The sequence below is a fragment of the Aquisalimonas lutea genome, assembly GCF_030409225.1.
GTDB classification, from domain to species: Bacteria; Pseudomonadota; Gammaproteobacteria; order Nitrococcales; family Aquisalimonadaceae; genus Aquisalimonas; species Aquisalimonas lutea.
Window position 1 is genome coordinate 115,563 of record NZ_JAUFPK010000004.1, and the last position, 13,063, is coordinate 128,625.

At 67.0% G+C, this 13,063-nt stretch carries 11 protein-coding genes; 8 read left to right on the forward strand and 3 right to left on the reverse strand.

Annotated features, from left to right (window positions below; translation table 11 throughout):
- Positions 1–11 precede the first annotated feature (11 nt).
- Positions 12–1,232, forward strand: coding sequence for an ABC transporter substrate-binding protein (locus QWY84_RS11660; protein ID WP_290202884.1), 1,221 nt, complete (start codon positions 12–14; stop codon positions 1,230–1,232).
- Between the two features lie 22 nt (positions 1,233–1,254).
- Here the strand turns inward: QWY84_RS11660 and QWY84_RS11665 are convergent, their stop codons facing one another.
- The 3 genes from QWY84_RS11665 to QWY84_RS11675 form a co-directional block, all read right to left on the reverse strand.
- Entirely contained in the window at positions 1,255–1,659 is a 405-nt protein-coding gene (locus QWY84_RS11665) for a hypothetical protein (RefSeq protein WP_290202885.1), read from the reverse strand.
- A 105-nt stretch (positions 1,660–1,764) separates the two neighbouring features.
- Complete coding sequence (locus QWY84_RS11670) at positions 1,765–2,343, reverse strand: acyl carrier protein phosphodiesterase (RefSeq protein WP_290202886.1); 579 nt, start codon at positions 2,341–2,343, stop codon at positions 1,765–1,767.
- Between the two features lie 57 nt (positions 2,344–2,400).
- Positions 2,401–3,681: a DEAD/DEAH box helicase gene (locus tag QWY84_RS11675; protein WP_290202887.1), complete on the reverse strand. Its 1,281-nt coding sequence runs from the start codon at positions 3,679–3,681 to the stop codon at positions 2,401–2,403.
- A gap of 536 nt (positions 3,682–4,217) precedes the next feature.
- On the opposite strand from QWY84_RS11675, the gene QWY84_RS11680 reads away from it, so the two are divergent.
- From QWY84_RS11680 to QWY84_RS11710, 7 genes are all read left to right on the forward strand, one after another.
- A complete protein-coding gene (locus QWY84_RS11680; protein WP_290202888.1) occupies positions 4,218–5,894 on the forward strand; it encodes a tetratricopeptide repeat-containing sulfotransferase family protein in 1,677 nt (558 codons plus the stop codon).
- A gap of 172 nt (positions 5,895–6,066) precedes the next feature.
- Positions 6,067–7,443 carry a flagellin N-terminal helical domain-containing protein gene (locus QWY84_RS11685; protein WP_290202889.1) on the forward strand — a complete coding sequence of 459 codons (1,377 nt, stop codon included), beginning with the start codon at positions 6,067–6,069 and terminating at the stop codon, positions 7,441–7,443.
- Positions 7,444–7,529: 86 nt separating this feature from the next.
- Complete coding sequence (locus tag QWY84_RS11690) at positions 7,530–7,928, forward strand: flagellar protein FlaG (RefSeq protein ID WP_290202890.1); 399 nt, start codon at positions 7,530–7,532, stop codon at positions 7,926–7,928.
- A gap of 150 nt (positions 7,929–8,078) precedes the next feature.
- A complete protein-coding gene (gene fliD, locus QWY84_RS11695; RefSeq protein WP_290202891.1) occupies positions 8,079–10,097 on the forward strand; it encodes a flagellar filament capping protein FliD in 2,019 nt (672 codons plus the stop codon).
- A gap of 64 nt (positions 10,098–10,161) precedes the next feature.
- Positions 10,162–10,605, forward strand: coding sequence for a flagellar export chaperone FliS (gene fliS, locus QWY84_RS11700; protein WP_290202892.1), 444 nt, complete (start codon positions 10,162–10,164; stop codon positions 10,603–10,605).
- A 45-nt stretch (positions 10,606–10,650) separates the two neighbouring features.
- Complete coding sequence (locus QWY84_RS11705) at positions 10,651–10,971, forward strand: flagellar protein FliT (protein ID WP_290202893.1); 321 nt, start codon at positions 10,651–10,653, stop codon at positions 10,969–10,971.
- A 462-nt stretch (positions 10,972–11,433) separates the two neighbouring features.
- Positions 11,434–12,930, forward strand: a complete 1,497-nt coding sequence (locus QWY84_RS11710) for a sigma-54 dependent transcriptional regulator (RefSeq protein WP_290202894.1) — start codon at positions 11,434–11,436, stop codon at positions 12,928–12,930.
- Positions 12,931–13,063 lie beyond the last annotated feature (133 nt).

Sequence of the window (13,063 nt, forward strand, 5' to 3'; positions counted from 1 at the left end):
GAGAAAGCAGCATGCACAAGGCAGTGAAGGGGTGGACCGGCGCCGGGTTGGTCGTGGCGGCCGCCATGACGGCAGGGAATGCACTGGCACAGGTCTCCGATGACGCGATCCGCATCGGATTCCTGACCGACTTCAGCAGCGTGTACGCGGACAGTGCCGGGCAGGGCAGCCTGATCGCCGCGCAGCTCGCGGTGGAGGACATGGGCGGCGAGATCCTGGGGCATCCCGTCGAGATCATCGCCGTGGATCACCAGCTGGACAAGGACGTGGCCCTGGAGGAGGCGGAGCGGCTGCGCACCGAGCACAACGTCGACGCCTTCGCCGAGATGGTGGGCACGCAGGTAGCGGTGCCCCTGCAGAAGTACGCGGAAGAGCACGAGATCGTCGCCCTGCATACCGGCACGGCGAGCTCCAGTCTCACCAACGAGCACTGCTCGCCCTATGGCGTCCACTGGGCCTACGACACCCATGCGCTGTCCGCGGGTACCGCCGCGGGCATGCTCCAGCGGGGGGCCGAGAGCTTCTACTTCGTGACCGTCGACTACTCCTTCGGGCACACCCTGGAGGCGGACGCCCGCGCGATCATCGAGGAAGGCGGCGGCGAGGTGCTGGGCCGGAGCCTGACGGAGTTCCGCACGGATGACATGTCGCCGGCGCTGCTGGACGCCCAGGCCTCCGGGGCCGACGTCATCGCCCTGGCCAACGCCGGCGGTGATCACCGCACCAGCGTCCGCCAGGCCTACGAGTACGAGATCCTGCAGGGGGACCAGGACGTCGTCGCCCTGCTCACCGCCATCAACAACGTGCAGTCGCTGGGGCTCTACGCGGCGGAGGGGCTGATCTTCACCACTGCATTCTACTGGGACCAGAACGAAGCCACCCGGGCGTGGTCGGAGCGCTTCCGGCGGCGCCACGGCCGTATCCCGAACATGCTCCAGGCGGGGACCTACTCGGCCGTGCTGCATTACCTGAAGGCGATCGAGGAGGCGGGCACCGACGAATCCGATGCCGTCATGGAGGCCATGCGCTCCGTTCCCATCGACGACTTCTTCGCCCAGAACGGCACCCTGCGCGAGGATGGCCGGATGGTGCACGACATGCTGCTGGTGGAGGTCAAGGGGCCGGGGGAGTCCGCCTACCGTAGCGACTACCTCCGCGTGCTCGAGACCATTCCCGGCGAGCGCGCCTATCGCCCGCTGGACCAGAGCGAGTGCGACCTGGTGAATAACTAGCCAGGGGTTGGATGGGCCGGGACTACAGCTTCCCGACCCACTCGTCGTTCTCGCGCTCGAAGGTGATGGAGCGCTCCAGCTCGGTGCCGTCGGCGAAACGGAGGCGCCCGTCCACCCGGACGGCGCCCTCCCGGACGTCGCTGGTGCCGTCGACGACCACCTCGTCGAGGCCGCCGTGGCGCTCCAGGCGGGCCTCGATGGCATCGGCATAGGTGAAATAGGCCCCGCCCCGGAACGTGTCGCCCAGCGCGCCGTCGGGCGCGATGTCCTCCAGCGCCGTCTGCCGCTCGCCCTCGCTGAGGGTGCGGAAGAACGACTCGTAGGCATCGGCGGCGCCGCTGGCCTGGGGCGCGTCATCGCCACACGCGGCGGCGAGCAGCAGCAGTCCGATGGCGGGGACTGCGGTGAACCGGCGGCGGAAAGGCATGGCTGCACCTCGCAATCGGCGAACGGGATCATCGCTGTCAGCGCCGGTGCCCGTGCCCGGAGTATCGACCATTCCCCGAGCGGGGCGCAACGTACGCCGCGGAGGTTACTCCGGCGACGCGCAGGCGCGGCACAGGTCGTCCATCAGGACGTGGAACTGCTCCTCCAGTGCCGTGTATTCGCGCCGCAGCAGGGGAAGCGTCCCGGAAAGCCCCGGGTCCCGCCGCATGCGCCCGGCGATGCGCTCCAGCGCCAGGGCGATGACGTCGAGATCCTCGTAGCGGCTCAGCCAGTCGTCGGTGATGATGCGGTCCATGACCCGGACGCCGTGGTCCGGCCAGTAGGGCCGCATCCGCTCCACGCTGGCGTAGCTGTCCCGGAGGAACCGGGGCAGGGGGGTGGTCGCGTAGGCGGGCCAGTGCCGGACCAGGAAGTGGTCGTTGACCATGTCCAGGATGATCCCGGAGGCCCTGCGCCGGTCCGGCCCGAGCCGTCGGCGGGCGACCAGGGCGGCCGGATGGCGGTCGGAACAGCTGTCCACGAACCGGTGGCGGCGCACCCCGTCGAGGACGCGCTGCGGGTACGCCTGGCCTTCCAGCCGTCCCTTAATCCAGTCGCCGGCCAGGTTGCCCAGCCGGTGGCCGTCATCGGGGTCGGCGAGGTACAGGTGGGCCAGGTAGTTCATGCCGCCGGCTCCCGTGGGCCAGTGCCGCCGGCGTCCGCGCGGCGATCGGGGCAGCTGTCAGCCGTTGGCCGCGTTGCGGTTGCGCGGCGGCCGTCGGCCGCCGCCGCTGCCCGACTTGCGCGGGCCACCCTTGGCGTTCGCGGGACGCTTGGGCCGCTTCGGCGGCTTGGGCTCCACCAGCATGTCGGATTCCACCACCTCGGCCGGGATCTTCTCGCCGATGTAGGCCTCGATGTCCGGCAGCGAGTACACGTACTGGTCGCAGGCCAGGGTGATGGCGTCGCCGGATTCGCCCACACGCGCCGTGCGGCCGATGCGGTGGACGTAGTCCTCGGCCTCCTGGGGCAGGTCGAAGTTGATCACGTGGCTCACCGACGGGATGTGCAGCCCGCGGGCGGCGACGTCCGTCGCCACGAGGATCGGCAGGTCGCCGTCCTGGAAGCGCTTCAGCAGCTTCTCGCGCTTGTGCTGCGGGATGTCCCCGGAGATGACCTCGGCGTCGTAGTCGTTGCCCTGGAGGTAGCCCATCACGTTGTCGGCGGCGCGCTTGGTGTTGACGAACACGATGGTGCGATCCGGCGTGTGCTTGCGGAACAGGCCCAGCAGCAGGGGGATCTTGTCCTCCTTGGGCACGTGGTAGAGCTTCTGGGTGACGTTCTCGGCGGTGACGTGGTCCGTCTCGATGCGCACCGTCTCCGGGTCGTTCATGTGCTCGTAGGCGAGCTCCATGACCCGGTGGGAGAGAGTAGCCGAGTAGAGCATGTTGATGCGCCTATCCGGCGGCGGCATCCGGCGCAGCAGGTAGCGGATGTCGTCGATGAAGCCGAGGTCGAACATGCGGTCGGCCTCGTCGAGCACCACCACCTCGATGTTGCGCAGGCTGAACACCTTCTGCTTGTAGAAGTCGATGATCCGCCCGGGCGTGCCGATGATGATGTCCGCCTCGTCCTCCAGGGCCTTGCGCTGCTTGTCGTAGCCGGTGCCGCCGTAGACGGCCACGCACTTCAGCCCCGTGAAGCGGCCGAGCTGCTCGGCGTCCTTGTGGATCTGCAGCGCCAGCTCGCGGGTGGGCGCCAGCATGATGGCCCACGGGCCGCGCTTGTCCTCTTCCACCGGCGTTTCCATGAGGTAGTGCATGGTCGCCAGCAGGAAGGCCGCGGACTTGCCCGTGCCCGTCTGCGCCTGGCCCGCCACGTCGCGTCCCTGCAGCGCCAGCGGCAGGGTGGCCGCCTGGATGGGCGTGCAATGGGTGAAGCCGGCCTCGTCGAGGCCGTCCTGCAGGCTCCCGGTGAGCCCCAGGGACTTGAACGTTACGTCGGTCGTGAGGTCGTTTTCCATGGGCGCGGATCATAACGAAAAACGCGTCGAATGTCGTCCGTTTCCTCCACATCCCCCCGGTGCCCACCGCGCTGGCCGTAGGAGCCGTAGGAGCGACGTGCGTCGCGACCATTGCAGATGACGATGCTTGCTGGCATGTCGGGGCTGAAGCCCCTCCCACGAGATTCTGCACCAGGCTTAACCGGAGCCGTGTAGGAGCGGCTTCAGCCGCGACCTTCCAGAGAACAAGGTCATCTGCAACGGTCGCGACGCATGTCGCTCCTACGGCTCCCCTATGGCCGCCGGCGCGATGCCCGTGGGAGGGGCTTCAGCCCCGACGTTCCGGCAGCGGCGAGCCAGGAGTTGTACCGAATCGCCCAGCCTGCCGACCCCGTCACAGGGAACCCCCTGACGCCCTCAAGCCCGCCGGTGTACAGTCGTTAACAGGAATGCGCCTCCGTCCGGCGAACGGCGGTATCGAAGGCGCGCGCGGGAACGAAAACGGAACGGTTCTTGCTTCGCATCGCACACTACTAGGCGGCTGGATCACCGACACGATGGCAACTGTATTGAACAAGGCAAGCCAGGAAAGCGACCGCGGCTGGAAGGCGCTCAAGAAGAACGAGCTGGACACGGCGGAGAGGCATTTCCGCCAGGCCCTGGCCGTTTCCATCGAGGAGGCCGGCGCCATCCAGGGCATGGGCATCATCGCCCTGGAACGCGGCAAGGTCCCGCAGGCCCTGCAGCTTCTGGAGAAAGCACGGTCCCTGAAGCCCCACGACGGCGATATAGAGCGCCACTACGCCTTTGCACTGTTGAAGGCGCAACGAGCGAGGGAAGCGCTCGAGCTCATGGAGCCGTTGCGTCGACGCTATCCCCGCCGCGTGGACATACGCGTCAACCTGGCCGGCGCATACCTGGGGATTGAACCGGTGCGATCGGAAGACGCCGAGCGAGAAGCGCGCAAAGCCGTCGAGCTGGATCCCACCTCCCATCGCGGCTGGATGAATCTGGGAAGTGCGCTGCGACATCAGGATCGTTTTGATGAATCTGAAGCTGCGTATGACCGCGCCGAGGCGCGCGGTGCGCAAGGATACTACCTTGCGTTGAACCGGGGGTTGCTCGCCCGGGCCCGGAGTAGCATGGACGATGCCGTGGGGTGGTTCAGGAAGGCACTGGACATCGATCCCTTCGGGGTGGATGCCATAACGGCGCTGGCGCATGTCCGCGAGTTCCAGGCGGACGATCCTTGGTTACCGTACTTCCCGAAGGCCGCGAAAGGGGCCTCCTCGTGGACCCGTAAACAGCGGATCGGGTTCTTTTTCGCCTGGGCGAAGGCGCTCGACCAGGCGGGCCGTCACCAGGACGCGTTCCGATGCATGGAGGAGGGCAACCGCCAGGAACGGGAGGTCTACTCCGACGAGGCCGTTGCCAACCATCAGCGTTTCCTGGAGCGTGTTGAGAGCATCATAACCGCCGAGTGGATACGGGATCGGCAGACAGCGGGCATCGACGACCCCGTCCCCATCTTCATCGTCGGTATGCCCCGCTCGGGGACGACGCTGGTGGAGCAGATCCTGTCGGCGCACCCGGCCGTGCACGGCGCCGGGGAGCTGAGTACGCTCGGTGACCTGGTGCCGCGCCCCCTTCCCGACGCGTTGGCGGAGTTGCCCAGCGCGGACATGGCCGCGCTTGCGCAGGAATATGTCGACCATGTGCGGTCGCTGGCGCCGGAAGCACAGCGGGTCACGGACAAGATGCCGCACAACTTCCGGTTCGTCGGCCTCATCGCGGCGGCCTTCCCGCGGGCCACCATCATCCATTGCCGACGCGACCCCATGGACGTGTGCCTGTCCAACTTCCAGCACAACTTCGGCAGCCCCCACCCGTATACGCACGACCTGGAAGAGCTGGCTGCGTACTACGGCGCCTACTACCGGCTCATGGAGCACTGGCGGGCGCTGCTGGGGGAACGGCTTATCGAGGTCGAGCACGCGCAGCTCGCGTCCCGGCCGGACGTCGAGATCCCGCGATTGCTGGAGCGGGCCGGGCTGTCCTTCGATCCGGCATGCCTGCGCCCCCACGAGAACCGGCGGTCCGTGCGGACCGCGAGCGCCTACCAGGTCACCCAGCCCATCAGCACCTCGTCCGTGCAGCGCTGGCGTGCCTACGGCGAGGCGCTGGAGCCCTTGCGCCGGAAGCTTGTTGCCGAAGGGGTTCCCGTGCCGGAATGAGATTCGTTCGCGGGCGCAACCTTGTTTTTGCGACATGGATCACAAAAAATTGCCGCCCCGCTCTCAAGTCCTCGCACGCCCGGCCGTTAACTCACGTGAGTCGACACTTCGTCCCGCTGCATGCCGGGCACGTCAAGTGTAGGCAAAACCGGGTTAACGCAGGAGTGCAATCATGTCCCAGGTAATCAACACCAACATTGCGTCGCTGAACGCGCAGCGCAATCTGTCCAACTCGCAGGACAACCTGAATACAGCGCTGGAACGGCTGTCCTCCGGTCTGCGGATCAACAGCGCCAAGGACGATGCCGCCGGCCTGGCCATCGCCGAGCGGTTCACCGCCCAGATTCGCGGCATGGACCAGGCGACGCGGAACGCCAACGATGGCATCTCCTTCGCGCAGACCGCCGAGGGTGCCCTGGGCGAGATCGGCAATGCCCTGCAGCGGATCCGCGAGCTGTCGGTGCAGTCGGCCAATGACACCAACTCCGCCACCGACCGCCAGGCCCTGAACAACGAGGTGCAGGAGCTGGTCGATGAGGTGAACCGGATCTCCGACTCCGCCCAGTTCAACGGGCAGAACATCCTCGACGGTACCCTTGAGGACCTGGTGTTCCAGGTCGGCGCCAACGCGAACCAGACCATCTCCGTGGACGGTGTGGACGCGCGCGGTACGCAGCTCGGTGCGCGCGTGGCGGAAGGTGAAGGTCTGGTCGGAGTGGACTACGACGCTGATCTTACGGATGACTTGTCCATCAACGGTGTTTCCGTCGACCTGAGCGGGATTGATGCCAATTCCGATGTCAATGACGTGATCTCCGCCATCAATAACGTTTCTTCGGACTCGGAAGTGACCGCCCGACAGGCCTCGGAGACGACCGCTGCGTTCACCTACGCCGCTCCCACCGGGACCGGTGAGTCGGTCTCCATCAATGACGTCGAGATCGGTATCGCCTCCGGTGCCACCATCGATACGGCGACCGCTGCCATCAACGATGCCAGCAGCCAGACGGGCGTCACGGCAACCAACGACGGCACCAACATCCGGTTGACGAGCTCGTCCTCTTCCTTCGATCTTGATGACGCCGACGGCGTTCTGTCGCAGACTGCGACGGGCATTAACGTCGATGCCGGTATCGTGCTGGAAGGGCCCGTGGGCGAGGATATCACCACCAGTGCCACGGGTGACTCGGTAACACTCAATATCCAGTCGGCCGCCAACGGTAGCGGTGAGGACAACACCGTCAACACCACCAACGTCCTGACCCGCGAGGACGCCAATACGGCGATCCAGACCATGGACGCGGCCCTGCAGCAGGTCAACGGCCTGCGCGCCGAGCTGGGTGCGGTGCAGACGCGCTTCGAGTCCACCATCGCCAACCTGGAGATCGGCTCCGAGAACCTGCAGGCGGCCCGCAGCCGCATCCAGGACGCCGACTTCGCTGCCGAGACGGCGGCCTTGACCAAGGGCCAGATCCTGCAGCAGGCCGGCACCTCGGTGCTGGCCCAGGCGAACCAGCTGCCGCAGAACACGCTGTCTCTGCTGCAGTAAGGCTCACGCCTGGAAGGAGCGGGCCCGGGGAGCTGCCCCGGGCCCGTTGACGGGTCCGCCGCAGGCGGATCGCAGGGAGAAGGGTCATGAGTGATTCCATTGGAAGTCTTCAGCCGTTTTCCGGGCTGCAAAGGGCTGCTGAAGTGGAACGGGACCGCACAGGGAACGCGGTGCAGCAGACAGCGAACAAGCAACAGGCGCGGCCGCTGGAGCGGGCGGTCGAGGCCATCGAGAGGGGCGCCCGTGCCCAGAAGCACGAGGGGCGCGACGAGCTCGGCCAGGCGGTGCAGCAGATCAACGATGCGGTTCAGGTGGTGCGCCGCGACCTGGAGTTCAGCGTCGACGACGAGACCGGCAAGGCCGTGGTCAAGGTGCTGGATGCGCGCTCGGACGAGGTGATCCGGCAGATCCCGGCGGAAGAGATCCTGGCCATCGCCGAGAACCTGGAAGAGATGCGCGGCATGCTCTTCAGTGACGAGGCCTGAGCCTGGCACGAAAGGTGAAACGGTGATCGCGATCACCGCCCGGGGCCTGCAAGGCCCTGATACAGCGCCCCTGCGGGGCGCAACGGTCCGGGTGCCGCGGCGCCCGATTGCCGTCAGATCGGCAACACGTTGCCGTCGGAGGTTCGGAATATGTCTACGATCAGCTCGCTCGGCGTCGGTTCGGGGCTCGATATCAAGTCCATCGTGCAGCAGCTCGTCCAGGCGGAACGGGCGCCCGCGCAGACACGGATCGACAACCAGCAGCAGCGCCTGGAGGCGGAGGTCTCCGCCTACGGCAAGGTCAAGAGCGCGCTGTCCGAGTTCCAGAGCACGGTCTCCGAGCTGCGCCAGGCCGACTCGTTCATCAGCAACAAGGCCACCTCCAGCAGCGACGCCATTTCCGTCTCCGCGGACAGCAGCGCGGAAGAGGGCACGTACGCGGTGGGCGTGAGCCAGCTCGCGGCCGCCCAGAGCGCGGCGACCGGTGCCTTCGCGGATCGCGACAATGTCGTGGGAACCGGCACGCTGACGTTCCGCTTCGGCGACGTCACCACGGATGCCGACGGCAACGTCACGGATTTCACGCAGAACGCCGATCGCGGTACGCGCTCGGTGGAGATCGACACTTCCAGCAATACCCTCTCCGGCATCCGGGACGCGGTGAACGATGCCGACATCGGCATCCGCGCCTCCATTGTCGATGACGGCAGCGGCGACCGCCTGGTGTTCTCGTCCGCCGAGACCGGCAAGGACAACGGCTTTCTTGTCGATGTGGACGCCGATGATTCCACCAGCGATCTGAGCCGGCTCGCCTTCAACGAGACCAATGCCGAGCTGGAGCAAACGCGCGAAGGCCTGGACGCGCAGCTGAGCGTGGACGGCCTGGCCATCACGCGCTCCAGCAACAGCATCGACGACCTCTTCCAGGGCGTGACCCTGGATCTCCAGGAGACGACCACCAGCGACGCGGAGATCTCGATCAGCCGCGACAGCGACCAGGCACGGTCCCAGGTCGAGGGTTTCGTGGAGGCGTTCAACACGCTGCAGGGCCAGATCGCGAAGCTCACCGGGTACAACGCCGAGACCGAGCAGGCAGGGCCGCTGAACGGCGACTCGGCCGTTCGCGGCATCATCGATTCCCTGCGCAACGAGCTGACCTCCCGGGTGGAGGTGCTGGAAGGGCGGCCGGTTCGGGCCATGGCGGATATCGGTGTGCTCACGAAGAGGGACGGCTCCCTGGAGCTGGATTCCGATCGCCTGGACAGCGCCCTGGAGCAGGACCCCGAGGCGGTCACGGCCCTGTTCTCGGCCAAGGGCATTGTCGAAGGGGATGGCTTCTCGTTCGAGAGCAGTCGCAGCACCACCGAGCCCGGCGAGTACGCCATCCAGGTGGATAGCCTGGCGACACGCGGGGTGTACCAGGGCGACGGCGTTCTGCCGGGGGACTTCTCCGCCAATCCCGTGGAAGTCCAGGACGGCGACAATACGTTCGAGATCAGCGTCGACGGGACGCGGTCGGAGACCATCAGCATCCGCCCCGGCACCTACGACAACGGTGACGAGCTGGCCCGGGAAATCCAGTCGGTGATCAACGGCGACGACAACCTCGTGGACAACGACCGTGAGGTGTTCGTCGACTACAACGCCGGCGCAAACCGCTTCGATATCCGTTCCCAGCGCTACGGCTCGGAATCCACCGTGAACATCGTCGCGGCGGATGCAGGCGTGGCCAACGACCTGGGGCTGTCCGTCGCCGACGGCACCGCGGGGACCGATGTCCAGGGGTCCATCGACGGAGCGGCAGCAGAGGGCTTCGGGCAGTACCTGACGGCGCAGAGCGGCCCCGCGGAAGGCCTGAAGGTCCAGGTCGACGGCGGGCAGACGGGCGAGCTCGGCTCGGTGCTTTTCTCCCGGGGCATCATGTCGGCCCTGGACAGCCGGCTCGACGACCTGATCGGTGCCGACGGCAGCCTGGACAGCCGCACGAGCAGCCTCAACAACCGGCTCGACGGCCTGGAAGAAGACCGCGCAGATCTCGACGACCGGATGGCCCGGGTCGAGGAGCGCTATACCAGGCAGTTCTCATCCATGGACTCTCTGGTCGCCGAGTTGCAGCGGACCGGGAACTTCCTCCAGCAGCAGCTGGGCAGTGGCGGCATGATGCCGTAGCCGCCGGATCCATGATCGACAAGCCCGCCGTTGAGCGGAGAGCACGGGGCAAGGAGCGAGCAGCATGACCTACGACAACATCAAGGCGTACCAGCAGGTGAACACGCACTCGGCGGAGTTCGCCGATCCGCACCGGCTCATCCAGATGCTCATGGAGGGCTTCGTGACCCGCACGGCGGAGGCGAAGGGCGCCATGCAGCGCGGCGAGACCGAGGCCAAGGGGGTCGCCGTGAACAAGGCCTGCCGGATTCTCGAAGGCCTGCTGGACTCCCTGGATTTCGACAAGGGCCCGGAGGTTGCCGGCAATCTCTCCTCCATGTATTTCTACATGCTGCGGCGTGTACAGGAGGCGCACCGGACGAATGATCCGGCAGGGCTGGATGAGGCCATGGAGCTCATGCAGGAGCTGAAGTCCGGCTGGGACGACATCCGCGCAGAGGCCGTCCGCATGGGCAATGAGCCTTCCGACGGCTCCGGCGAGCCGCAGCGGGTCAGCGTCACCGGCTGAGCGCCGATCCACCCCGCGCAGGACGCGCAGCACCGGGGCCAGACCATGACGGCAGACGAGAAGAAGCAGGCAGCGCGGCGCCTCCTCGGGCTCACCGAGGAGATGCTGCGTGCCGCCCGCCAGGGTGACTGGCCCGCCGTGGCCGCCAAGGAAGGGCAGCGCCGCGAGCTGAGCGAGGCCCTGTTCGCCGACCCCATCCCCACCGAGGCCGTAGAGACCGTGCAGTACTGCATCCGCGAGCTGCTGGAAATCGATCCCGAGCTCCAGCGCCTGGCCGTCGCCGCCCGGGACGAGGCCGGCGACGCCGTGCGCAAGACCCAGACCGGCAAGGCCGCCCTGTCCGAGTACCGGCGGTATTCGCGATAGGTCGCATCTGCGGCCGTCTCCTGCCATATCAGCTGTAGGAGCGACGTCAGTCGCGACTTTCCAGTGAATCGGCCCTCCGGGATGATCGGGGCTGAAGCCCCTCCTACAGCCTATTGCAAAGGCTCTCCAGCGAACCCTGTGGGAGGGGCTTCAGCCCCGGCAGCCGTCCGGTTGATGCGCTCTGCAACGGTCGCGACTCACGTCGCTCCTTCGGCCGGATTATTCCGTTCTTCCTTCCGTGCGCTGACGAGCGGGTGCATGGATCCTGACTCCGTCTGAGTCCTACCATAAAGGGCGTTGCCGCCCGACCTGCATGGTCCCGTGACGCACTTCCCATTCCGGGCGACGGTTCGTTGACACTGTTGTTGGCCGGCGACTACCGTCGGGTTATTGACGTCACGCGGCAACAACCAGAGCCAGAAGCGGACGACGAATCAAGAAGAACATCCATCGGGGGTGCGTGTGGTCAGTGTGGTGATCTACGACGAAGACCGCGAACGGGCTTCGGCGGTCGAGGCGGTGCTGCGTTTCCAGGACCACGAGACCTGTCGCTGTGCGGGACCGGATGAGCTGGAACGCGCGTTCGGGCGGGGGGAGCCGGCGCTTGCCCTGCTTGCCGGCGACCCGCAGGAGGCCGGCTGGCGTGCGGCGCTGGAGCGCATCAACCGGCTCGCCGAGAACCTGCCGGTGTTCCTGTTGACGCCCCAGGGAGCAGGGCGGGTCGCTGCCGAGAGCCTCACCGCGAACGTGCTGGGCACGCTGGATCTGCCCCTGCGGCAGGCGCAGTTCGCCGCAGCCCTGAAGCAGGCCCTGAGCCACAATGCCCAGCGACGCGAGCGCATGGCGCGCAGGACGGGCACGCCGCGCCTGGTGGGGCAGAGCCGGCCCATGAAGCGCGTGCAGAAGCTCATCGAGCAGGTCGCGGGTACGGACGCCAGCGTTCTCATCACCGGGGAATCCGGTACCGGCAAGGAAGTCGTCGCCCAGAACATCCATGCCCTCTCGGAGCGGCGCAACGGACCGTTCGTGCCCATCAATTGCGGCGCCATCCCGGCCGAGCTGCTGGAGAGCGAGCTGTTCGGGCACGAGAAGGGCGCCTTCACCGGCGCCATCACGGCGCGCCAGGGCCGCTTCGAGATGGCCCAGGGCGGCACCATCTTCCTGGACGAGATCGGGGACATGAGTCCCAACATGCAGGTAAAGCTCTTGCGGGTGCTGCAGGAGCGCACCTTCGAGCGGGTCGGCAGCAACAAGTCCATCGAGGCGGATGTGCGGGTGCTCGCCGCCACCCACCGGGACCTGGAGGCACGGATTCGCGATGGCGACTTCCGCGAGGACCTGTTCTACCGCCTCAATGTCTTCCCCATCGAGATGCCGCCGCTGCGCGATCGTCCGGGGGATATCCCGGTGCTGGTGGAGGAGCTCACCCAGCGGGTGGAGGACGAGGGGCGCGGCGCGGTCAGCCTGTCGCCGGCCACGCTTTCGGCGCTGACCCGCTACGAGTGGCCCGGGAACGTCCGCGAGCTGGCCAATCTCGTCGAGCGCCTGGCCATCATCTGCCCCTACGGTGAGGTGGTGGTGGAGGAGCTGCCCGAGAAGATCCTCCGGGAAGTGGGAGCCGAGGATGAACAGGCGGACCTGCCGGGCGGCATCGAGGCCGATGCCGCCGACCAGCCGGCCCCGGACAACGGCGTCCACGGCGCCGGAATCCGTGCGGCGGGGCCGCCCGGGCTCAACGGCCACGCCGTCGCCGGCCGGGACGGGCGCATGGTGGAGTGGTCCTCCGGCGGCATCGATCTGCGCGAATACCTCGGCGACCTCGAGCAGCGGCTGATCCGCGAGGCGCTGCAGGAGTCCGACGGCGTGGTGGCCCAGGCCGCCAAGCTCCTCCACCTGCGCCGCACGACCCTGGTGGAGAAGCTGCGCAAGTACGATATCCAGCGGCCGGAAGAGGCCTGAGGTCGGGTTGAACCCCGATTGAACCCGCCTTAGGAGCGACGTGAGTCGCGACCTTCCAGAGAACGAGTGCTCTGCAACAGTCGCGGCTGAAGCCACTCCTACACGGCTTCGGTGAAGCTTGCTGCAGAATTCC

What these genes read in the sequence shown, in the direction of transcription:
- QWY84_RS11660 (WP_290202884.1), top strand. Translation starts at nt 12, where the DNA reads ATGCACAAGGCAGTGAAGGGGTGGACCGGCGCCGGGTTGGTCGTGGCG.
- QWY84_RS11665 (WP_290202885.1), bottom strand. Translation starts at nt 1,659, where the DNA reads ATGCCTTTCCGCCGCCGGTTCACCGCAGTCCCCGCCATCGGACTGCTG.
- QWY84_RS11670 (WP_290202886.1), bottom strand. Translation starts at nt 2,343, where the DNA reads ATGAACTACCTGGCCCACCTGTACCTCGCCGACCCCGATGACGGCCAC.
- QWY84_RS11675 (WP_290202887.1), bottom strand. Translation starts at nt 3,681, where the DNA reads ATGGAAAACGACCTCACGACCGACGTAACGTTCAAGTCCCTGGGGCTC.
- QWY84_RS11680 (WP_290202888.1), top strand. Translation starts at nt 4,218, where the DNA reads ATGGCAACTGTATTGAACAAGGCAAGCCAGGAAAGCGACCGCGGCTGG.
- QWY84_RS11685 (WP_290202889.1), top strand. Translation starts at nt 6,067, where the DNA reads ATGTCCCAGGTAATCAACACCAACATTGCGTCGCTGAACGCGCAGCGC.
- QWY84_RS11690 (WP_290202890.1), top strand. Translation starts at nt 7,530, where the DNA reads ATGAGTGATTCCATTGGAAGTCTTCAGCCGTTTTCCGGGCTGCAAAGG.
- fliD (WP_290202891.1), top strand. Translation starts at nt 8,079, where the DNA reads ATGTCTACGATCAGCTCGCTCGGCGTCGGTTCGGGGCTCGATATCAAG.
- fliS (WP_290202892.1), top strand. Translation starts at nt 10,162, where the DNA reads ATGACCTACGACAACATCAAGGCGTACCAGCAGGTGAACACGCACTCG.
- QWY84_RS11705 (WP_290202893.1), top strand. Translation starts at nt 10,651, where the DNA reads ATGACGGCAGACGAGAAGAAGCAGGCAGCGCGGCGCCTCCTCGGGCTC.